Here is a 20,090-nt window from a genome sequence, read left to right as displayed (position 1 = left end):
ACGATTCCCTTTGGTTGATAACGATTCAGGTCACCGGAGGAGGACCTTGACGACCTTTCCGTCCTTGTCGTACGCCGTGATGCGGAGGTCCGAGATCTTCGCTTTCGTCGGCGGCGTCGTCCAGTAGTAGGCGAACCAGCCGTCCGTGACCGGTACGTCGGTCTGGGTTTTCGCGTCCATCTGCAGATGGATCCTGGTCGGGTTGCCGTTGAGCTTGCCCCAGGCCAGCGTCGTGTACCCGTTGCCGTTGCCGCCGATGTTGTTCCCTGTCCACAGCTGTGCGGGCTGGGTCGACGTCGCATGCGTGTACTGGTTGCTGTCGTAGCGCAGGTGGTCGAGCGAGAGCACCGACGTACCTTGGGTGATCATGCCGCCGTCCAGCGTGCTCTTGTCGATCTCGCAGGCGATCGCGGTCTTGCCGCTCGGCGAGACGGCGGTTATCAACGAGGCCCCGGTCTGGGTCGACCGGGCCGTCGCCGTCACGCGCCACCCGGTGACGTCCACCCAGGTCTGCACGGAGCAGTGCCGCAACTGGCCGGCAGTTGTGGTGGGCAACGGATCCTTGGCGACCTGGGCCAGCAAGGCTGCGGTCGGCTTGTCGCCGCCGGGCACGGTGCACATCAGCATCCGGGCGCCGATCTCGATCTTGTACGACAGCCGTTGCCCGACGAACGGTCCGTCGTACGGCTTCTCGAACCCGCGCTTCTCGTCCGGGAACCGCAGGGCGCACCGCCGCTGGGCCTCGGCCATCGTCAGCCGTTGCCCGACGGCCGCTTCCCCGCGCGGAACACCCTGAACGGACTCGAACAGCGCGGTCTGGCTCTGATCACCGGCCACCGGTGGTTTCTTGCCGGCCTGGGGGAGCCCCGGCAACAGAGCCGCGGCCAGTGCGATGACTGCGACGCCGGCAACCGCTCCGCTGATGGCGAGGGCCTTGCGCCGGCGTCGTCCGCGCTGACCGCGGGTCAGCAGCGCGTTGGTGTCGAAGGGGTCCAGTGGTTCTGAATCGGCGAGCCGGTGGAGCTCGGCGCTGACCTCACGTACGTCTTCCATCTCGTTCTCCTTCACAGCGCCCGGCTCGTCCGCCGCCGGTCGATGGCTCGTCGGAGAGTGTCGAGACCACGTGCCGCCTGGCTTTTCACGGTGCCCGTCGTACAGCCGAGGATCTCCGCGGTCTGCTCGACGGACAGGTCCTCGTAGTACCGCAGTACGACGCACGCCCGCTGCCGCGGCCCGAGCGATCGCAGTGCCTCGAGTACTTCGTCGCGGTCCGCATGCCCGGCGGCGAAGTCCTCGTGATCGACCCGCTCCGGTAGGTCGCCGATCGCAACCTCCCGCCGCCACGGCCGCCGCCCGCCGTCATGCGCGGCGTTGACCACCATCCGGCGGGCATAGGCGAGCGGATTCCCCACCCGCCGCACTTTCGGCCAGGCAAGGTACAGCTTGTAGAACGCCTCCTGGACGACGTCATCAGCCCGATGCCGATCCCCCACCACCAGAAACGCCGTCCGCCGTAAGGAAGCTCCCGCCCCCTCCACGAACTCCACAAACTCCCGGTCCCGCTCCGCCATCCGGTCCTCCACTCTCCATCTCCCCCTCAAGACGGAACCCCAGAACCCCCAGGTTGCACCCCACCCGGGTCCACTCCGAACGCCGCAGCCGTGGCAGGCACTGTCGAGAGGGGTACTGGCAGGGTCTGGCGCGCGGAGGATGACGACGTAGCGTGAAGTTATGGCCGCGAAGCAGGACTCCAGCAGGAACGATCTGCGGGAGTTCCTCACCACCCGCCGGGCGAGGATCACCCCCGAACAGGCCGGGCTGCCCGTGTACGGCGCCAACCGCCGCGTTACCGGCATGCGCCGCGAAGAAGTCGCGCTGCTTGCCGGTATCAGCGTCGAGTACTACACCCGCCTGGAGCGCGGCAGCGTCGGCAGCGTCTCCGACGGCGTCCTGGACGGGCTCGTCCACGCCCTCCAGCTCGACGAGGCCGAGCGCGACCACCTGTACCGCCTGGTCCGCGCCGCCGGTACGCCGGCCGGCCGCGCGCCACGACGTACTCCGGTGAAGAAGCGTGTGCGACCGACTGTGCAGCGCATCGTCGACCAGATGCCGATGCCGGCGTACCTGCGCAACAGCCGCTTCGACATCCTCGCCGCCAACGACCTCGGCCGCGCCCTGTACAGCCCGCTGTACGACCAGGCCGCCGCCCATACGCCGGGCCAGCCGCCCAACAGCGCCCGCTTCTGCTTCCTCGACCCCGTCGCGACCGAGTATTTCGTCGACTACGACAAGGTCGCGAACGACTGCGTCGCGTACCTGCGCGCCGAGGCCGGTCGTGACCCGTACGACAAGGACCTTTCCGAGCTCGTAGGTGAGCTGTCCACCCGTAGTGACGACTTCCGCCGCCGCTGGGCCGCCCACGACGTGCGCTACCACCGCACCGGCCGCAAACGGTTACATCACCCCTTGGTCGGCGACCTCGAACTCGACTACGAAGCCTTCGAACTCGCCGGAGACCCGGGCCAGCGCATCAACGTCTACACCGCACCACCCGACTCGGCTTCCGAGGAAGCGCTGGAACTCCTCGCCAGCTGGACTGCCCGCGAACCCGCGCCAGGCGTGCCGACGGCCGCCGCGCACGACAAGGAAGACTGAACATGGAGTTCCGACCGCTGGGCCGTACCGGCGTCCAGGTCAGCCCGCTGTGCCTCGGCGCGATGATGTTCGGCCCGTGGGGCAACGACGACCGCGCCGACTCGACCCGCATCATCCACCGCGCGCTCGACGCCGGCATCAATTTCGTCGACACCGCCGATGTGTACTCCGCCGGCGTGTCCGAGGAAATCGTCGGCAAGGCACTCGACGGCCGGCGTGACGGGGTGTTCCTCGCGACCAAGTTCTTCATGCCGATGAGCCAGGACGACCCCAACCTGCGGGGCGGCTCGCGCCGCTGGATCATCCAGGCGGTCGAGAACTCACTGCGGCGGCTCAACACCGACTACATCGACCTCTACCAGGTCCACCGCCCCAGCCCCGGCACCGACGTCGAGGAGACCCTCGGCGCGCTCTCCGACCTGGTACATCAAGGCAAGGTTCGCTATATCGGCTCGTCGTCGTACTCCGGCTCCCAGATCGTCGAAGCCCAGTGGGCCGCCCGGGAACGGAACCTGCAGCGGTTCGTGACCGAGCAGCCGCCGTACTCGCTGCTCGTGCGCGGCATCGAGGAAGACGTTCTTCCTACTGTGATTCGGCATGGCATGGGCACCCTCACCTACAGCCCTCTTGCGGGTGGCTGGCTCTCCGGCCGCTGGCGCAAAGACTCTGCCGGGGCACAGACCTCGTCCGCACGCCCGCCGGCCCGGTTCGACATGTCCGCCCCGGCCAACCGGCGCAAACTCGAGATCGTCGAGGAGCTGGCACTGCTCGCCGAGCAGTCAGGTCTGAGCCTTATCGAGCTGGCGGTCGCGTTCGTCATCAACCACCCCGGCGTCACCTCGGCGATCATCGGCCCTCGCACGATGGAACAGCTCGATGCATTCCTGCCCGCGGCCGACGTGGTACTGACCCCGGACGTGCTCGACCGCATCGACGAGATCGTCGCGCCGGGCGTGACCCTCAACCCCGCCGACAACAGCTACGGCGACCACGAACTCCGTCCCGACCAACGCCGCCGCTGACCGTGAACCACACCTGGCCCAAGGACTTCCTCATGCAGACCCTCACACTGAACAACGGCGTCCAGATGCCTGCCCTCGGCCTCGGCGTCTTCCAGACGCCGCCCGAGGAGACACGGGCCGCCGTCGCCGCGGCCCTCGACCTCGGCTACCGGCACGTCGACACCGCGGCGGCGTACGGCAACGAACGCGAGGTCGGTCAAGCCATTCACGATTCCGGCGTGCCCCGCGACGAGCTGTTCATCGAGACCAAGGTCTGGATCAGCGACTACGGGTACGACGAGACGCTGCACGCCTTCGGCAAGAGCGCCGGCAAGCTCGGCGTGGACCACCTCGACCTGCTCATCCTGCACCAGCCGCTGCCGAGCGACTTCGGCAAGACGCTCGACGCCTATCGCGCCCTCGAAACCCTCCTGGCCGACGGCAAGGTCCGCGCCATCGGCGTCAGCAACTTCATGGTCGACCACCTCAGCGCGCTCCTCGACGCCGCGACCGTGGTTCCGGCGGTCAATCAACTCGAGATCCACCCGTACTTCCAGCAGCGCGAGGTCCAGGCCCTCGACAGCCGGCACGGCATTCTCAACCAGGCCTGGTCGCCGATCGGCGGCATCACCTTCTACCGCGACAGCGGCCACACCAGCGCCCTGGATGATCCCGTCATCGGCGAGATTTCCCGAGCGCACGGGAAGTCGCCCGCCCAGGTGATGCTCCGCTGGGGTCTGCAGCAGGGGCGCTCCGTGATCCCCAAGTCGACCAAGCCCGAGCGGATCGCCCAGAACCTCGACGTGTTCGACTTCGAACTCGCCGCCGACGAGCTCGCAGCGATCGACGAGCTCGACACCGGCAAGCGCGGCGGACCGGAACCCGAAAGCATCACCCTGGCACAGTTCGGAAGACCAATTCCCGAAGCCTGACGTTCCTAGTCGAAGGAGCAGGAGCCGATGAGTAGTTGGACTGCGGAAGAGCTGCAGGCCCTGGACCGGATCGATGAGATCCGCGTCGCCGGGCGCCGCCAGGACGGATCGCTGCGTACGCTCACCATCGTGTGGCACGTCGTCGTCGACGGAAGCCTTTACGTACGCTCGGTGCGCGGCGCCGAAGGCAGCTGGTACAAGGGCGTCATCCGGCACCACGAGGGCGCGATCTCCTGGGATGACAACACCCGCGAAGTCACCTACATCCCCGACGCCACAGCCGACGACCAACTCGACGCGGCCTACTACAAGAAGTACGGCGACGGCCCAGACACGGACGCAATCGTCAACCCCACGGCCCGCCCGACCACCCTCCGCGTGGAAGCCAGGTAATACAGCTACCCGGACAGGTGGGCGACGTTGTGCCAGGCGGGGTCGGGCTCTGTGGTCAGGGTTACTTTGCCGTGGGGCCAGCCGGTGGTGGCGGCGTGGAGCTGGGCGTCGGCGGGGGTGGTGCCGTCGGTGTAGTAGTGGAGGATGCGGGTGCCGGCAGACGTCTCGTGGGCAAGGAGGTTGCCGGAGCCGCCCAAGCGATCGGTCAGGTGGTCCTCGAAGGCTCGTAGTTCGTCGAGCATCTCCGACTCGGGCAGCCCGTCCTCCCGGACCACCGGGTAGTGGATCGAGACGGCAACATGCGTGTCCAGGTGCGGCCGCCGGATCGAGCGCAGTGGGTACTCCGCGGTCGCGATGACCCGCTGGCCGTCGCGCGTACCCTCCAGCATCTTCCACGCCGGGCTGCCGTCCTCCAGCGTGTGCTCCGCAGCAAACCCAGCTACCGCAGGCAACAGCGAATCGATCGGTACGGCGTCATCCGGCGGCGCGGGCAGCGTGTCGATCGCGCCGACCCACGTCTCCACCATCTCCTCGCCGAGCACCAGGTCCAGGATCAGGAACGTCACCCGCCGCTGCGCATCCACCGACAGAGACGCGAAGACAGGATGATGTACGCCGACGTGCACGGACGCGGTGTCCGGCTCGATCGACACCACGGACTCGTCCGTCGCGACCGGGGGGAGCCCGTCGAACTGGATCGTCACCGCGGGCCCCGGCCGGCGCAGGTCGGCGTACTCCCAGGTCTGGTCCGACGGCGGAGCGGCGCGGAGCCAGCGGCGGGCGACCGCGCGCTGGGCGGGGTTGCCGGCGGCGGTGACAATCAGGACGTGCGTCGCGTGCAGTCCCGGGCCGAGCTCCCACTCCAGGTCGGGGTTGATCCGGGCGATCCGCTCGTTCAGCTCCACGTTCACGTCCGTCGGCTGCCGGCGGGTGATCGCGTCGGCGACGGCCGTAGCGCCGGAGCCCGACCACCAGGACCAGAACGCGCCGATCGGATCGGCCTCCGCGGCGTTGCGACGGCGACGCTTGAAGATGGGCATGAGCGCATCTTCTAACAAGGTGGGGTGCGACCATCGAACCAGTAGGCCCAGTGGTGTGGCCCGGGCCACAGGATTCCGCAAAGCCAGGTTCAGGCGCGTAACCTGCTGACACCACTGGCAGATGGGTGGGTTGATGAGGAGGAACACGTAGTGCTTCGGCGAGTCCTGCTGGGCATGTCCCGCAGCCCCCAGATCAAGAAAGCGGTGTCGTCGCTCCCGGTGTCCAGCGGCATCGTGGCGCGGTTCGTGGCCGGTGAGACTTCTCCGGAGGCCGTGCTGGCCACCGAGAAGCTGGTCAGCAACGGGCTGAACGTCACCCTCGACCACCTCGGCGAGGACGTCACCGACCTGGCCGCCGCGCAGGCCACCGCCGACGCGTACCTCGACCTGCTGAAGAAGCTCGCCGCCGCGGGCCTGACCAAGAACGCCGAGGTCTCGGTCAAGCTGTCCGCGGTCGGCCAGGCGCTGCCCGGTGACGGCGAGAAGATCGCGCTGGAGAACGCCCGGACCATCTGCCTCGCCGCGCGCAACGCCGGCACGACGGTGACCCTCGACATGGAGGACCACACCACCACCGACTCCACGCTGGGCATCCTGCGCGAGCTGCGCCAGGACTTCCCCGAGACCGGAGCGGTCCTGCAGGCGTACCTCCGCCGTACCGAGGCCGACTGCCGCGACCTCGCCCACGCCGGCTCCCGCGTCCGCCTCTGCAAGGGTGCGTACAAGGAGCCGGAGTCGGTCGCGTTCCAGGAGAAGCGCCAGGTCGACAAGGCGTACGTCCGGGCGATGAAGATCCTCATGAACGGCACCGGCTACCCGATGATCGCGTCGCACGACCCGCGGCTGATCTCGATCGCCGGCGCACTGGCGGACCGCGCGAACCGCCAGCCGGGCAGCTACGAGTACCAGATGCTCTTCGGCATCCGCCCCGAGGAGCAGCTCCGCCTGGCCGGCCTCGGCCACACCATGCGCGTCTACATCCCGTACGGCGAGGACTGGTACGGCTACCTGGTCCGCCGCCTCGCCGAGCGCCCCGCCAACCTGCAGTTCTTCGCCCGCTCCTTGATCAGCAAGAAGTAGCCGGAGCGCTCAGCAGTAACCTGTGCCCATGAGTGCAAAGGTGGCCGTTCTCGGGGCCGGTGTGATGGGGGAGACGTTGCTGTCCGGGCTGATTCGGGCCGGACGGCGACCGGAGGACCTCCTGATCACCGAGCGCCGGGAGGAGCGCGCCGCCGAGCTGCGGGAGCGGTACGGCGTTGATGTCGTCTCCAACCTGGACGCCGCGAAGCAGGCGGAGACGCTGGTCCTGGTCGTGAAGCCGCAGGACATGCCTGACCTGCTGGCCGAGATCGCCCCGGCGGTCCAGCCGAGCCAGACCGTGGTCTCGCTGGCCGCGGGCATCACTACCAAGTTCGTCGAGTCCCGCCTGCCCGAGGGCGTCGCCGTCGTCCGCGTCATGCCGAACACGCCGGCGCTGGTAGACGAGGGCATGGCCGCCATCTCCCGCGGCGCGCACTGCGACGAGAGCCATCTCGAGCTCGCCGAGAGCCTGCTGGCCGCGACCGGTCGGGTCGTCCGGGTGCCGGAGAAGCAGCAGGACGCGGTGACCGCGATCTCCGGCTCAGGCCCGGCGTACATCTTCTTCGTGGTCGAGGCGATGATCGAGGCCGGCGTCCACATGGGTCTCCCACGCGGCACGGCGACCGACCTCGTCGTGCAGACCGTTGTCGGTTCCGCGAAGCTGCTCCGCGAGACCGGCGAGCACCCGACGGTACTGCGGGAGCGCGTGACGTCCCCGGGCGGTACGACGGCAGCCGCGGTCCGCGAACTCGAGGACCACAAGGTCCGCGCCGCGTTCCTCTCGGCGATCGAGGCCGCCCGCAACCGTTCCCGCGACCTGGCGGCAGAATAGGCCGCCGAATAACACCTCTCGCACTGCTGGCGTTATGGTTGTGCGCCGCAGTTCCTTCCTTGTTCAAGGGTTGAGTCGCTATGGTCCCGCCCATGGGTAATCGGTCGGTCGAGCCCGACACCGCGCCGGCGCAGCAGGCTGACGTGCCCCAACTCCCGTGGCGTGTGCCACTGGATCCGGCGCCGTGGTGGGCCTGGGCGCTGTTCATCCTGCCGTTCATCGTCGTGCCGGGGCTGAACTCGTGGCTCTGGATGGGCGCCCGCGACATGCTCGCGGTCGGCCTGCTGACGATCATCGGCGCGTCGGTCGTCCGCGTCGCCGGCGGCGTCGTGCTGTACCGGGTCGAGCTGACCGGGACCGCACTGAAGGCCCGTACCAGCATGCTGATCCGCAGCCTGGCCTGGCAGGACGTCGACTCGATCGAGATCGGCGACGACAACGTCGTACTCACCCGCGGCCAGGACGAGAGCGAGATCAACGGCATCCCCAAGGACCGCACGGCCGAGGTCGGCGCCGTGATGGAGGCGATCCGGGCTCAGGCCGCGGACACGCCCGTACGCCGCCACCGCCCGCGCCCCGGCATCGGCGCCGCGCTCGTCCTGCTGTACCTCGTGCTGTCGATCGGCGCCTTCCTGCTCCGCTGGCACATCGTCATCTGACAAGTCCCCCGCCCCTACGCCGGCCAGCCCAGCCCGGCCCGCCCAGCCCGGCCCGCCCGGTCCGGTCCGGTCCGGTCCGCCCAGCCCGGTTCACCGCCGTCTCAGGGGTCAACCCCGGAGCTGGCCGCTTGCAGACCCAGATTCTCAGTGCGCAACCGTCCATCTGAGGGGTCAACCCATGGCGTTCAAGCAGGTCGCCAATTGCCTGGGCCCGGCTGGATAGTGGTGGGGTGAAGGAGCAGTGACTAGCGGGCCCAGGGTCCTTCGCCGGCGACGCGGTCGACGGTGATCCGGGCGATCACGCCGGTGTCCCAGATCCCTTCGCCGAAAGGAAATTCGGGCAGGCCGAGGTAGCGCTGCGTCTCACGATCCATCAGCGCCTTGTACTCGGCCGGGATCCCAGGCCCCTCGAGTTTCGCCGTACCGCGGAGGACCAGGTACTGCGTGATGCCGCGCGCGCTGACCTGATCGTCCTGGATCAGCAGGGTCACGCGCGGATCGCGGAACAGGTTGCGGGTCTTGCGGTGTGGCGCCTGGAGACCGAACAGGAGGTCGTCGCCGTCGCGTTCGACCCAGACCAGCGAGGCCTGCGGCGACCCGTCCGGATCGATGGTGATGATCGTGACGTCCTTCGGCTCCTCGAAGAGCCGGTAGCTGGATTCGGGAATCATGACGTCGACGCTAGCCAGCCCCGTGGGAACCTCTGGGTACCCTGAGCGCTGTGTACGGAGTGGAACCCGGCGACATCTTCCTGGCCGATTGCCCTGCCCGCCTAGCGGTCGAGGTGATCGCGGACAAGTGGGCGGTCGTCGTCCTCTGGGGACTCAACGATCACGCCCGACGCCACTCGGAGTTGATCGATCTCATCGGCGGCATCTCGAAGAAGGTGCTCACCCAGACGCTTCGGCGTCTGCAGACGAACGGCCTGGTCACCCGCACCGATCACGGCGGCGTCCCGCCCCGCGTCGAGTACGAGCTGACCGCCCTCGGCCGCACGCTGATGGGCCCGATCCGGATGCTCACAGAGTGGGCAGAACAGAACGGAGACGCAGTCCTCGCGGCCCAAGAGGCAGGATGACCGCATGGACTTCTCTTTGTGGCCTGCGGCCTCCCGGACCTGGAACGACGTACTCGAAGGAGCGGAGTACGCCGAACGCACCGGGTGGCACGGCGTGTGGATAGCTGATCACTTCATGCAGAACAGCGACGACCTGACCGTCCCGGTCAACGAGGCTCTCGCGCTGCTGGCCGGCATCGCCGCGCGCACCTCGCGGGTGCGGGTCGGCTCGATGGTGCTCGGCAACACGTACCGGCATCCGGCGGTGGTCGCGAACGCGGCCGCGACGATCGACCAGATGGCGAACGGGCGGTTCGTGCTCGGGATCGGCGCGGGGTGGCAGGTCAACGAGCACGAGGTGTACGGGATCGAGCTGCCGGCGGTCGGTCCGCGGCTGAAGCGGTTCGAAGAAGCGTGTCAGGTGATCAAGGGCCTGCTGACGCAGGAGCGGACGACGTTCGACGGCACCTATTACCAGCTGCAGAACGCACCCTGCGAACCGAAGCCCGCCAACCTGCCGATCCTGATCGGCGCCTCCGGCGAGAAGGTTGCCCTGGGCATCGTTGCGAAGTACGCGGACGAGTGGAACCACTGGGGCCGGCCGGACCTCGCGACCCACAAGGGTGAGGTTTTCGCCGAGCACTGTGAGCGAATCGGCCGCGATCCGAAGACGGTACGGCGGTCGGCGCAGACGTTCCTCGAGGTGATCCAGCCGGGCGACACCGAGGCGATCGAGCGGAAGGCGCGGCTGGAGGGTAACGGCGCGCACGTGATCATGGGCTCCGCGCAGGAGGTGCTCGACGTGGTCGCGCAGTACCCGGCGGCCGGGATCGACGAGCTGCTCGTGCCGGATTCGTTCCTCGGCGACGGCAACCGGCGCTTCGACGCGCTTGAGCGCCTGCGCGAGGAAGTACTACAGAAGCTCTAGCGTCGCGACCACGGGCCAGTGGTCGCTGGGTACGCGTCCGTCCGGGCGGTAGTGCGAGACGGCCGCGTCGGTCACCGTCCACGTCGACGTGACGAGGATATGGTCGATGCGGTCGTCGTCCAATGCGCCGGTGAAGTTGTGCCAGCTGCCGCCGGCTTCCGGCGGTACGGCGAGGGACAGGCCGGACTCGACGAGCGACTTCAGCGGGGGAGAGTCGGGCGTCGCGTTGAGGTCACCCATCACGATCCACGGCAGCGAACCGCTGATCCAGCGGGCGATCAGCCGCGACGACTGCAGTTGCGCGACCTCGCCGGCATGGTCGTAGTGCGTGTTCACAACGCCGACCGTCGTACCGTTGCGATGCCGCAGCCAGACCAGGGTCGCGATCCGGGTCAGGTCCGCGTCCCAGCCGACCGATCCCGGCGTGCCCGGGTCGTCGGACAGCCAGCGGGTCTCGTGCTTCTCGATCCGCCAGTCACCGGGCCGGACCAGGACGACGGAGTGCTCACCCGCGCTCATTCCGTCGTCCCGGCCGGCGCCGACGATCTCGTACTTCGGGAACCGCCAGGCCAGGTACTCGAGCTGGTCGGGCAGCACTTCCTGCAGCCCGACTACGTCCGCGTCCAGGTGCTCGATCGCCGCCACGGTCGCTTTCCGCCGTACCGGCCAGGCGTTGTCGCCGTCGGGTGCGGAGGAGTTGCGGATGTTGAAGGTGGCGGCACGGAGCTTCATGGAGTCGATCCTGCCAAACCCATAGCTCGGGTCGCAGCCTGGAGGCAGGGAGTGCTCGCGTCGAGCGCCCGGTCCCGCCCCTGCGCGAGCAGGTGGTCGATCGCTCCCGGGTCGGTCGTCAGCCGCGCATACTCCTTCTGCAGCGGGTCGATCACCGCGAGCACGGCGTCCGCCACATCCTGCTTGAGAGCGCCGTACGACGCGTAGGACTTGGCCAGCTCGACCGGATCGCCGTCGGTGCACGCGGCCAGGATGTCCAGCAGGTTGGTGACGCCCGGCTTGTTCGCCTCGTCGTGGCGGACCTCGTTCTCGGAGTCCGTCACCGCGCGCATGATCTGCCGGCGGATCACGTCCGGCGGGTCCAGCAGCCGGATCGTGCCGATCGCGTCGTCGGCGGCCGACTTGCTCATCTTCGCGGTCGGGTTGGCCAGGTCCTTCACCCGCGTCGCCAGCGCCGCCTTGTTCAGCTGCGGTACGACGAACGTCTCGCCGTACTCGCGGTTGAAGCGGATCGCGATATCCCGGGCGAGCTCGACATGCTGGTCCTGGTCCCCGCCGACCGGGACCCGCTCAGCGCCGTACAGCAGGATGTCCGCGGCCATCAGGCACGGATACGTGAACAGCGACGCCCGCGTCATCGGGCGATTGCCTTTCTCCTTGTACTGGATCATCCGCGACAGCTCCCCGACGTACGACGTGCACTCGAGCAGATACGCGAGCTGGGCATGCGTGGGCACGTCGGACTGGATGAAGACCGTGCCTTCGGGTACGCCGGCCGCGAGCATCAGCGTGGCGAACTCGCGGGTCAGCGCGGCGAGTCTTCGGGGATCGTGCTTGGTCGTCATCGCGTGCAGGTTCGCGACGAAGTAGAAACCGTCCGGGTCGGTGAACCGGCGCAGCGCGCCGAGGTGGTTGCCGAGCGTCAGTCGGCCGGACGGGGTGATGCCGGAAAGCGAAGTCATGATCGTGCCCTTTCGGTGTGTGGGCCTCACCGAGCCGGGCATAGAAAAAGGCCGCCTCGGTGAGGCGGCCTTGGTGGCTGCGTGCGAACACGCCGGGTGGACCGCCCTAGGCGGCCCACCACAGCTGCAAGTTTGTGTTCACGGGACGAGCGTACCTCATCGAGCCGTGAGCGACTGGACGATCAACTCGTTGCGGGCGTCCTGACCCAACGGCACCGACGGGTGTACGCCGTCGCGTAGGTAGTTGAGCAGCCGGTACGGCTTGACCCAGAGCCACTCGGCCCAGCGGATGATCCGCAGGTTCGAGTACTTCTCCTGCGCGTCGTACATCTGCATGTTGAGCCACGAGCTGTTGCGCTGGTCCGCGAGCTGCATGGTCGCGCCGACGCTCTTGCGGACGGCCTGGATGTTGACCCAGTACACGATCCGGTTGCGGCCGGCGATGCTCATCGCGCGATCCAGCTGGGCGGCGAACTTCGGCGGATCGAAGATGTCGTTCGATCCGCTCGCCATCAGGATCCGGCGCGGCAGCCCGTACGCCGTCGCCCACTGCTGCAGCGCGTCGACCGCGCCGGAGGTGGGTCGGCTGGACCAGTTGTTCACGGCCATCTGGCTGCCGTCGCGACCGAGCAGCCGGGTCGCGAGCGACTTGCCGTCCTGGACCGAGATGCTGTCGCCGAACATGTACACGCCGTCGGTATCGAGGACGCGGTGGATCTGCTCGGTGGTCGAGATGGCCCGGGTGCCGTTCGCCCAGGAGCCGAGCACGCCCGAGCCGTACGGACCGGTGGTCGTAGAAGTGGTTGCAAAGATGGGCGCCGGGGTGGCGGATGCGGTTTCGGTCGAGACGGCCACAGTCACGGCGGCTGCCGCTCCGACTGTGAAGATCTGCCGCCGGTTGGGTTTCAGTTGCCTCACGGAAAGTACTGTGCGGGTTCGACGGTCACTCCCGCAAGTCTGAATCTCACTGTCTGCAGTCAGTCCTGCAGGAAGTTGCAAAATTCTGTAACGCTTTGCAGCGCGTCAGCGATGAATCGACTGTTGGACCACCGACGGGACGGCGCGACCAGGGAGGGGTGTCGCGCCGCCCCGTCGCTCTTCGTCACGCACCCGTGGCCAGCTCTTCGATGATCGGGCCGACGACCGCGATCAATTCCTCCGGCGACGCGTCCAGTCCGTCCAGCCGGACCAGGTGGCGACTTACCACCAGCCCGAGCGTCAACGCTCCGATCACCCCGGACCGCAGTACGGCGTCGTCCCCTGGCAGCTGCGCCGCGACCTGCCGCTGCTGGGAGGTCATGGCTGCGCGGACCTCCTCGGCGGCCTCGGGATGGCTGAACATCGCGCGTAGAGCGGCGAGGGCGGCCGTGGGCTCGTCTGCGAGCTTGTCGGTGAGTGCGGCGGTGAGCAGCCGGGCGATCTGCTCCGGCGAACCTTCGATCGGCCGGTCCGCGGGGATCGCGGCTGCCTGCGCGAACAGCTTCTCCTTGGATCCGAAGTACCGCATCACCAGGCCCGGATCGCTGCCGGCTTCGGTGGCGATCGCGCGGATCGTCGTCCGGTCGAAGCCGTGCTCGCCGAACAGCCGGCGTGCGGCGGTCAGGATTCGCGCCTCGGTCCGCTGCCGCTGTTCCACCCTCGTCGCCATGGGCTTCAGTCTACGCATGTTGACTCAATGGCGTTGCCGGGTCTACCGTTCAGTCAACACTCGTAGACTGAATCGAGGATGTTGCGATGATCCAGGCGATCGTGCTGGCCTTCCTGGCCGGACTGATGGGCTTCAACGGCGTACCGCACTTCGTGCAGGGCATCACCGGCCACGAGTTCCCGAACCTGACCGGCAACTCGGCCATCAACAACGCGGTCGGCGGCTTGGCTGCCTTTGCGATCGCCGGCGCTTTGCTCACGTTGGCTCACGTCGCTGACCACGTGTGGGCTTCGCTCATTGCCGGGGCTGTCGGTGCTGTGGTGATGACCGTGTTCCATGCCCGGCGAGGCGCTTACTGGATGAGCGCCAGGTTCGGGAAACCACTTCCTGGCGCTTGAAGGTTAAGGTCGGGTCATGAACGAGCGGAGCGAGTTCATCAACAAGCAGAGCAGCTTTGCTCATGCGGGCCCGGAGCGAAGCGGAGGGTGCGCATGAGCGGTGAGGCTTTGCTGGTCTTCGACGACGGATTGACGGCGTACGACTTCGGTCGTGGGCACCCGATGAGTCCGATCCGCGTGGAGTTGACGATCAAGCTCGCGCGGGCGCTCGGCGTACTCGATCAGTTGAAGGTCGTGCCCGCGCCGACGGCGGACGATGCGCTGCTCGAGACCGTGCACACCCCCGAGTACGTCGCCGCGGTGAAGAGCGCGGGGGAGCACCCTGACGAGGCCGATCCCGTGCACGGCCTCGGCACCTCCGACACGTACTGCTTCCCGCGGATGCACGAGGTCTCGGCGCAGATCGTCGGCGCTTCGGTCGAGGCGGCGCGCGCGGTCTGGGAGGGCGACGTACTGCACGCCGCGAACATCGCCGGCGGTCTGCACCACGCGATGCCCAACCAGGCCAGCGGTTTCTGCGTGTACAACGATCCGGCGATCGCGATCCAGTGGCTGCTCGACCACGGCGCCGAGCGGGTCGCGTACGTCGACGTGGACGTGCATCACGGGGACGGCGTACAGACCGTGTTCTACAACGATCCGCGCGTGCTGACCGTCAGCCTGCACGAGTCGCCGACGACGCTCTTTCCGGGGACTGGGAGCGCCGGCGAGACGGGTGGACCGGGTGCCGAGGGTACGGCGGTCAACGTCGCGCTGCCACCGGGCACTGGCGATGCGGGTTGGTTGCGGGCGTTCCATGCGGTCGTCCCGGATGTGGTGAGGGCCTTCCGGCCTCAGGTGCTCGTCACACAGCACGGGTGCGACTCGCACGTCGAGGATCCGCTGGCGCACCTGACGAAGACGATCGACGGGCAGCGGGCGGCGTACGCGGCCTTGCACGACCTCGCGCATGAGGTGACGGACGGGAAGTGGGTCGCCACCGGCGGCGGTGGTTACGCGATCATCGACGTCGTACCGCGGGCCTGGACGCACCTGCTGGCGATCGTCGCGGGCGACCCGATCGACCCGCTGACGCCGGTGCCGGAGGGGTGGCGCGAGGAGGTCCAGATCCGCTTCGGCCGGGTCGCCCCGATGCGGATGACCGACGGCCAGGACGCGAAGTACGTCGACTGGTCGACCGGCTACAACCCCAACACCTGGCTGGACCGCTCAATCAAGGCGACACGCGACGCCAGCTTCCCTTTGTTAGGTCTTGATTCAACCTATTGAGTCACAGGAGTCCCCCTCTTTCCCATTCGTACCAACAGCCACTACGCTCTTTGTATGCACGGACGGAGGTGCCGGAGGGGAAGCCGGCGCACGATCCGTGCTGGAAGTGCGGTGCGCAATGGCATCAAAGAAGTCCGGTGGTGAGCAGCCGCTCGCCGAGGTGAAGTTCCTGACCGTGGCGGAGGTCGCCACGGCCATGCGCGTGTCCAAGATGACTGTGTACCGCTTGGTGCACTCCGGAGAGCTCCCCGCGGTGCGGGTAGGTCGTTCGTTCCGGGTCTCGGAGGACGCCGTGCACGACTACCTCAAAGGCGCCTTCTTCCAGGCCGGATAACAACGAGAGTCGAAGGGGCCGGATCCCACTGCGGGCCGGCCCCTTCGTCATGGCTGGGTCTGAAGAGCGGTCGGAGCGCCTTGGCTCGACGGCGTACCTCACCGGTTGAGGAGTGCGCGGATCGCAGTACTGATCTCGTCCGGCGCTTCCTCCGCCATGAAGTGGCCGGCGGTCGTGGTCTGGTGGTGGAGGTCGGTCGCCCAGGCCTTCCAGCGGGCGGCCGCGTCGAAGCCGAGCGCGGCGCCCCAGTCCTGCTGGATCACCGTCACCGGCATCCCCAGCTTGTTGCCCTGAGCAAAGTCTTCCGCATCGTGCGTGACGTCGATCGTCGCCGAGGCCCGATAGTCCGCGACGATCGACGGCACCGCCCGCCGCGACGCCTCCAGATAGACGGATCGCACCTCGGGCGGGATCGCCGCGGGATCCTTCGCCCAGAGATCCAGGAAGTACCCGAAGAACTCGTCGGACGCCGCCGCGATCATCTTCTCCGGCAACCCGACCGGCTGAGCCATCAGATACAGATGAAACCCCACCGCCGCACTCGTCCCGTGCATCACCTCCCACATGTCGAGCGTCGGCAACACGTCCAGACACATCAGGTGCGAGACCGCCTCCGGATGATCAAGCCCAGCCCGAAACGCCACCAACGCGCCCCGGTCATGCCCCACCAACCCGAACCGCGAATACCCGAGTTCCCGGGCCATCGCGACAACATCAGCCGCCATCACCCGCTTCGAATAGTCCCCCAACGGCTTGTCACTCTCGCCGTACCCCCGCAGATCCGGACAGATCACGGTGTGGTCGCCAGCCAACTGCGCCGCCACGTGCCGCCACATCAGGTGCGTCTGCGGGAAGCCGTGGAGCAGGACAACCGGCGTACCGGACCCGGCGACGGCAACGTTCAAGGTCACGCCGTTCGCGTGGACCTGTTGATAGTCGAATACGTTCACGCCGATCAGCCTGATGGAAGCCGATGAGCGTTCGATGAGCACGCTACGGTGGCTGAGTGGAGTTCGGGGTGCTTGGGTCGGTGGCGGCCTGGGACGGGGAGCCGGTTGATTTGAAGGGGCCTCGGCATCGGGCGGTGTTGGGGCGGTTGGTTGTGGCGCGGGGGCGGGTTGTGCCGGCGGGGGTGCTGGTGGATGACCTGTGGGTGGATCCGCCGGCGGGAGCCTTGAGTGCGTTGCGGACGTTTGTGGCTGCGCTTCGGCGGGCGATCGAGCCGGATCGGGAACCGCGGGCACCTGCGAGGTTGCTGGTGACGGAAGGTCCTGGTTATGCGTTGCGGACCGAGGCAGTGGATGCGTGGCGGTTCGAGGCGGCTGTGCAGGCGTCGTTGCCGCCGGGGGAGTTGTTGACGGAACTGCTTGCAGGGTTGGCGTTGTGGCGCGGTCCGGCATACGCGGAGTTTGCGGAGGAAGGGTGGGCGCTGGCCGAGCGTTCGCGGTTGAACGAGCTGCGGTTGCGGGCAGTGGAGCGGGTCGGGGAGGCGCGCCTGGCGTTGGGGCGTGCCGCGGAGGCGGTGCCGGACCTGGATGCGCATGTGACCGAGCACCCGTGGCGCGAGGACGCCTGGCGGTTGCTGGCGTTGGCGTTGTATCGGAGCGAGCGGCAAGGCGACGCTCTCGCCGTACTGCGTCGCGCCCGGCAGACTCTGGTCGGTCAGCTCGGCGTCGATCCCGGTCCGGCGCTCGGTCGGCTGGAGACCGACATCCTCAACCGGGCCGCGCATCTCACGCCGGCCGGAAGCGTGTGGGCGGAGACGGCCGCGGCGTACGACCGCGTCGTCGGCGGGACACGCGCCCGGATCGAGTCGACGGTCGGCCTACTGCGCAATCTCGCGGTCACAGGAGGCGGCGGCTTGGAGGCCGCTCGTGGGCATCGCCTCGCTGCGATCACGGCCGCCGAGGAGCTGGGCGACCCGGATCTGACGGCGCGAGTGATCGGCGCGTACGACGTACCGGCGATCTGGACGCGCTCGGACGACGAGGCCCAGGCCGCGGCGATCGTCGCTGCGGCCGAACGGGTCCTGCCGACACAGGACCACCCCAGCATCCGCGCTCGGCTGCTTGCGACCATCGCCCTCGAGTCGCGCGGTTCGCGGTCAACGCGTGCTCGCGAGGCAGCGCTCGAGGCCGAGCAGCTCGCGCGCGGGCTGGACGATCCCGCACTGCTGGCGTTCACGCTGAACGGCGTCTTCATGCAGACCTGCTACCGAGCCGGTCTCGCTCCAGAACGCGACGCCATCGGCGCCGAACTCGTCACCGTCTCGCAACGCCACAACCTCTTTACCTATGAGGTTCTCGGCCACCTGATCCGGCTCCAGTCCGCCTGCGCGCGGGCCGACAACGCAACCGCCGACCAACACGCCGAGGCCGCCGACGCGTTGGCCGCTCGTCACGAACTTCCGCTAGTCGGCGTCTTTACCCGCTGGTACGCCGCCCTCCGCGACGACACTCCCGAGTCCTACCGCGAAGCCGCTGCCCTGTTGGACAGCGCCGGCATGCCCGGGCTGAGCGACGGCCTGCTCCCGCTCGCCTTGGCGGCGCACGCAATCCGTCACGACCAGCCGATCCCCGAGGCGGACTACGGACCGCACACCCCGTGGGTGAAGGGATCGCCGAACCCGCCGCCCGGGCTCCTCCTCGAGACCTACTGGGCGCTGACCGCACACGCGGCCCGGCAGTCAGGCGACGGCCAGCTGCTGGAGAAGGCGCGGGCAGCCTTGGTGCCAGCAGCAGACGAGCACGCGGCCGGCAGCGGTCTACTCACGCTCGGCCCGGTAGCGAACTTCCTGCGCTAGAGATCGTCCGGCGAACCGCTCTCGGACTTCCGGTCAGCCTGCTGCCGCAGCTCGTGGTGCGACTGATGCGCGGTCGTCCGATACGCCTCGTCGTACGCCGCGAGCGCGCCGGCCACCCCGGACCCGTGCCCGCGCCGCTTCGCCCACGAGGCGAACCAGGTCAGCCCCGCGAGCACCACCACGAGGCCACCGATGAAGACGACGTACGCCATGCGACCACCGTACTGCGCCATTCCCAGCGGGCTCCCAGGTTCCTTCCAGGATCGTCGCAGCCCGCGGCACCAGGATGGAACCACCAACCAGAAGGAGGCTCCCGATGCCGATCCGAATCGTCAAAACCGTTGCCGTAGGCACCATCGCCACCCTGGGCCTGGCCGCCGTCGCTTTCACTCCCGCCGCCTACGCGAGCACCACCAAGACCACCGCCACCCCACACCTGGCCGTCCTCACCAATCCGGTCACCGAGGTCGCCGTCCGCAAAGCCGCTTAGCTGGTGCGCCGCGCGCGGAACGCCAGCGCGTGCGGGATGTCTGGCCCGGTGGGCTCCTCGAACCGCTCGACCGTCAGGCCGGAGCTGATGATCGCGTTCAGATACTCGGCCAGCGGGACATGGCGCATCCCGATCCGGCGCCGGATGCCTTCCGCGCTCCACCACGGGGACTCGTGGTGCCAGCCGGACTGGCGGTACGTCGGGTAGGCGGTCCGCCGGCCATCCTCCTCGTAGAGGACATGCGGTCCGTTGAAGCAGGGGTGCACGCCGTACGCGACCAGCACGCCGCCCGGGCGCAGCACCCGCGCCGCCTCGAGCAGGACCGCGCCGAAGTCGTCGACGTCCGTCGAGATCCACAGGGAGATCGCGGTGTCGAAGGACGCGTCGGCGAACGGAAGCGCGGCGGCGTCGCCGTGCACCAGCGGACCGTCGGTGCGGGTCCGGGCGCGCTGCAGCTGATCCGTCGAGTAGTCGATACCGACCGGTAGGCGGCCGCTCGCACGGATGGTCTCGAAGTTCCGGCCGGTGCCACAGCCGATGTCCAGACAGGGGCCTGAACCGGTCCCTAGTAGCTCGAGTATCCCGGGCTGATGGGTCTCCGCGCCGACCACGAACCGCTCGTCGTACCACTCCGCCAAACCGTCGTATCGAGCCCTCAAAGAACCTCCCCAGGTCGTCCTCAAGTTTAGTGGAGGAGGCTGCTTTAGGTCGGGGGAGTGACCTACAGGTAAGCTTTGCCGACGTTCTCTTTGAGTTTGGATGGTCCGACGTGGGTTCCGTAATCAAGAAGCGCCGTAAGCGTATGGCGAAGAAGAAGCACCGCAAGCTGCTGAAGAAGACGCGGGTGCAGCGCCGCAAGCTCGGCAAGTAGCCGGCA

26 protein-coding genes are annotated in these 20,090 nt (G+C 68.1%); 15 read left to right on the top strand and 11 right to left on the bottom strand.

Going from position 1 to position 20,090, the window contains the following annotated elements; genetic code table 11:
- Positions 1–30: 30 nt before the first annotated feature.
- Positions 31–1,053: a hypothetical protein gene (locus tag EV645_RS10205; RefSeq protein WP_130442011.1), complete on the bottom strand. Its 1,023-nt coding sequence runs from the start codon at positions 1,051–1,053 to the stop codon at positions 31–33.
- An 11-nt stretch (positions 1,054–1,064) separates the two neighbouring features.
- Positions 1,065–1,571: a SigE family RNA polymerase sigma factor gene (locus EV645_RS10200; protein WP_130442009.1), complete on the bottom strand. Its 507-nt coding sequence runs from the start codon at positions 1,569–1,571 to the stop codon at positions 1,065–1,067.
- A gap of 160 nt (positions 1,572–1,731) precedes the next feature.
- Here EV645_RS10200 and EV645_RS10195 point away from each other — a divergent pair, with 160 nt between their 5' ends.
- From EV645_RS10195 to EV645_RS10180, 4 genes are read left to right on the top strand one after another with little or no spacing between them, the layout of a single operon-like run.
- On the top strand, positions 1,732–2,655 hold the full coding sequence (locus tag EV645_RS10195; protein WP_130442007.1) for a helix-turn-helix transcriptional regulator: 924 nt from the start codon (positions 1,732–1,734) through the stop codon (positions 2,653–2,655).
- 2 nt (positions 2,656–2,657) lie between these two features.
- On the top strand, positions 2,658–3,677 hold the full coding sequence (locus EV645_RS10190) for an aldo/keto reductase (RefSeq protein WP_130442005.1): 1,020 nt from the start codon (positions 2,658–2,660) through the stop codon (positions 3,675–3,677).
- A gap of 32 nt (positions 3,678–3,709) precedes the next feature.
- A complete protein-coding gene (locus EV645_RS10185; protein ID WP_130442003.1) occupies positions 3,710–4,588 on the top strand; it encodes an aldo/keto reductase in 879 nt (292 codons plus the stop codon).
- 27 nt (positions 4,589–4,615) lie between these two features.
- Complete coding sequence (locus tag EV645_RS10180; RefSeq protein ID WP_130442001.1) at positions 4,616–4,981, top strand: DUF2255 family protein; 366 nt, start codon at positions 4,616–4,618, stop codon at positions 4,979–4,981.
- A gap of 5 nt (positions 4,982–4,986) precedes the next feature.
- On the opposite strand, the gene EV645_RS10175 is transcribed toward EV645_RS10180, so the two are convergent.
- Positions 4,987–6,021, bottom strand: a complete 1,035-nt coding sequence (locus EV645_RS10175) for a DUF695 domain-containing protein (protein ID WP_130441999.1) — start codon at positions 6,019–6,021, stop codon at positions 4,987–4,989.
- Between the two features lie 150 nt (positions 6,022–6,171).
- Here EV645_RS10175 and EV645_RS10170 point away from each other — a divergent pair, with 150 nt between their 5' ends.
- The 3 genes from EV645_RS10170 to EV645_RS10160 all read left to right on the top strand — a co-directional run bounded on the left by EV645_RS10170 (position 6,172) and on the right by EV645_RS10160 (position 8,592).
- Complete coding sequence (locus EV645_RS10170; RefSeq protein WP_130441997.1) at positions 6,172–7,101, top strand: proline dehydrogenase family protein; 930 nt, start codon at positions 6,172–6,174, stop codon at positions 7,099–7,101.
- A 28-nt stretch (positions 7,102–7,129) separates the two neighbouring features.
- Positions 7,130–7,933, top strand: a complete 804-nt coding sequence (gene proC / locus EV645_RS10165) for a pyrroline-5-carboxylate reductase (RefSeq protein ID WP_130441995.1) — start codon at positions 7,130–7,132, stop codon at positions 7,931–7,933.
- Positions 7,934–8,025: 92 nt separating this feature from the next.
- A complete protein-coding gene (locus EV645_RS10160) occupies positions 8,026–8,592 on the top strand; it encodes a hypothetical protein (RefSeq protein ID WP_242000308.1) in 567 nt (188 codons plus the stop codon).
- A 245-nt stretch (positions 8,593–8,837) separates the two neighbouring features.
- On the opposite strand, the gene EV645_RS10155 is transcribed toward EV645_RS10160, so the two are convergent.
- Entirely contained in the window at positions 8,838–9,263 is a 426-nt protein-coding gene (locus EV645_RS10155) for a TIGR03618 family F420-dependent PPOX class oxidoreductase (RefSeq protein WP_130441991.1), read from the bottom strand.
- A 50-nt stretch (positions 9,264–9,313) separates the two neighbouring features.
- On the opposite strand from EV645_RS10155, the gene EV645_RS10150 reads away from it, so the two are divergent.
- Together EV645_RS10150 and EV645_RS10145 are read left to right on the top strand one after the other, a co-directional pair.
- A complete protein-coding gene (locus EV645_RS10150; RefSeq protein WP_130441989.1) occupies positions 9,314–9,670 on the top strand; it encodes a winged helix-turn-helix transcriptional regulator in 357 nt (118 codons plus the stop codon).
- Positions 9,671–9,674: 4 nt separating this feature from the next.
- Positions 9,675–10,577, top strand: coding sequence for a TIGR03560 family F420-dependent LLM class oxidoreductase (locus tag EV645_RS10145; protein WP_130441987.1), 903 nt, complete (start codon positions 9,675–9,677; stop codon positions 10,575–10,577).
- Here EV645_RS10145 and EV645_RS10140 read toward each other — a convergent pair.
- The 4 genes from EV645_RS10140 to EV645_RS10125 form a co-directional block, all read right to left on the bottom strand.
- Positions 10,563–11,309 (bottom strand): endonuclease/exonuclease/phosphatase family protein, encoded by a 747-nt coding sequence (locus EV645_RS10140; RefSeq protein WP_130441985.1) that lies wholly within the window; start codon positions 11,307–11,309, stop codon positions 10,563–10,565. The genes EV645_RS10145 and EV645_RS10140 overlap by 15 nt on opposite strands.
- Complete coding sequence (trpS, locus tag EV645_RS10135; RefSeq protein WP_130441983.1) at positions 11,306–12,271, bottom strand: tryptophan--tRNA ligase; 966 nt, start codon at positions 12,269–12,271, stop codon at positions 11,306–11,308. Before trpS ends, EV645_RS10140 begins: the two co-directional genes overlap by 4 nt.
- A gap of 156 nt (positions 12,272–12,427) precedes the next feature.
- Entirely contained in the window at positions 12,428–13,189 is a 762-nt protein-coding gene (locus EV645_RS10130; RefSeq protein WP_242000307.1) for an SGNH/GDSL hydrolase family protein, read from the bottom strand.
- 184 nt (positions 13,190–13,373) lie between these two features.
- Positions 13,374–13,919 carry a TetR/AcrR family transcriptional regulator gene (locus tag EV645_RS10125; RefSeq protein ID WP_130441981.1) on the bottom strand — a complete coding sequence of 182 codons (546 nt, stop codon included), beginning with the start codon at positions 13,917–13,919 and terminating at the stop codon, positions 13,374–13,376.
- Between the two features lie 86 nt (positions 13,920–14,005).
- On the opposite strand from EV645_RS10125, the gene EV645_RS10120 reads away from it, so the two are divergent.
- The 3 genes from EV645_RS10120 to EV645_RS10110 all read left to right on the top strand — a co-directional run bounded on the left by EV645_RS10120 (position 14,006) and on the right by EV645_RS10110 (position 15,920).
- Positions 14,006–14,317: a hypothetical protein gene (locus tag EV645_RS10120; protein ID WP_130441979.1), complete on the top strand. Its 312-nt coding sequence runs from the start codon at positions 14,006–14,008 to the stop codon at positions 14,315–14,317.
- 93 nt (positions 14,318–14,410) lie between these two features.
- On the top strand, positions 14,411–15,586 hold the full coding sequence (locus EV645_RS10115) for an acetoin utilization protein AcuC (protein ID WP_130441977.1): 1,176 nt from the start codon (positions 14,411–14,413) through the stop codon (positions 15,584–15,586).
- 118 nt (positions 15,587–15,704) lie between these two features.
- Complete coding sequence (locus EV645_RS10110) at positions 15,705–15,920, top strand: helix-turn-helix domain-containing protein (RefSeq protein ID WP_012923942.1); 216 nt, start codon at positions 15,705–15,707, stop codon at positions 15,918–15,920.
- A 98-nt stretch (positions 15,921–16,018) separates the two neighbouring features.
- Here EV645_RS10110 and EV645_RS10105 read toward each other — a convergent pair whose 3' ends face one another.
- The gene (locus EV645_RS10105; protein ID WP_242000393.1) at positions 16,019–16,870 is read right to left on the bottom strand and encodes an alpha/beta fold hydrolase; all 852 of its coding nucleotides are present in this window, start codon (positions 16,868–16,870) and stop codon (positions 16,019–16,021) included.
- A 56-nt stretch (positions 16,871–16,926) separates the two neighbouring features.
- On the opposite strand from EV645_RS10105, the gene EV645_RS10100 reads away from it, so the two are divergent.
- Positions 16,927–18,723, top strand: coding sequence for an AfsR/SARP family transcriptional regulator (locus tag EV645_RS10100; RefSeq protein ID WP_130441975.1), 1,797 nt, complete (start codon positions 16,927–16,929; stop codon positions 18,721–18,723).
- On the opposite strand, the gene EV645_RS10095 is transcribed toward EV645_RS10100, so the two are convergent.
- Complete coding sequence (locus EV645_RS10095; RefSeq protein ID WP_130441972.1) at positions 18,720–18,935, bottom strand: hypothetical protein; 216 nt, start codon at positions 18,933–18,935, stop codon at positions 18,720–18,722. The genes EV645_RS10100 and EV645_RS10095 overlap by 4 nt on opposite strands.
- A gap of 104 nt (positions 18,936–19,039) precedes the next feature.
- Between EV645_RS10095 and EV645_RS41805 the strand changes: the two genes are divergently transcribed.
- Positions 19,040–19,213 (top strand): hypothetical protein, encoded by a 174-nt coding sequence (locus EV645_RS41805; RefSeq protein ID WP_157997040.1) that lies wholly within the window; start codon positions 19,040–19,042, stop codon positions 19,211–19,213.
- On the opposite strand, the gene EV645_RS10090 is transcribed toward EV645_RS41805, so the two are convergent.
- Positions 19,210–19,872, bottom strand: a complete 663-nt coding sequence (locus EV645_RS10090; protein WP_130441970.1) for a class I SAM-dependent methyltransferase — start codon at positions 19,870–19,872, stop codon at positions 19,210–19,212. The two genes, EV645_RS41805 and EV645_RS10090, sit on opposite strands and share 4 nt — an antisense overlap.
- A 110-nt stretch (positions 19,873–19,982) precedes the next feature.
- On the opposite strand from EV645_RS10090, the gene EV645_RS10085 reads away from it, so the two are divergent.
- Positions 19,983–20,084 carry a 30S ribosomal protein bS22 gene (locus tag EV645_RS10085; protein ID WP_008356322.1) on the top strand — a complete coding sequence of 34 codons (102 nt, stop codon included), beginning with the start codon at positions 19,983–19,985 and terminating at the stop codon, positions 20,082–20,084.
- Positions 20,085–20,090: the final 6 nt, after the last annotated feature.

Source organism: Kribbella rubisoli (genome assembly GCF_004217145.1).
Classification (GTDB): Bacteria; Actinomycetota; Actinomycetes; order Propionibacteriales; family Kribbellaceae; genus Kribbella; species Kribbella rubisoli.
This window is presented reverse-complemented; position numbering and strand designations above follow the sequence as displayed.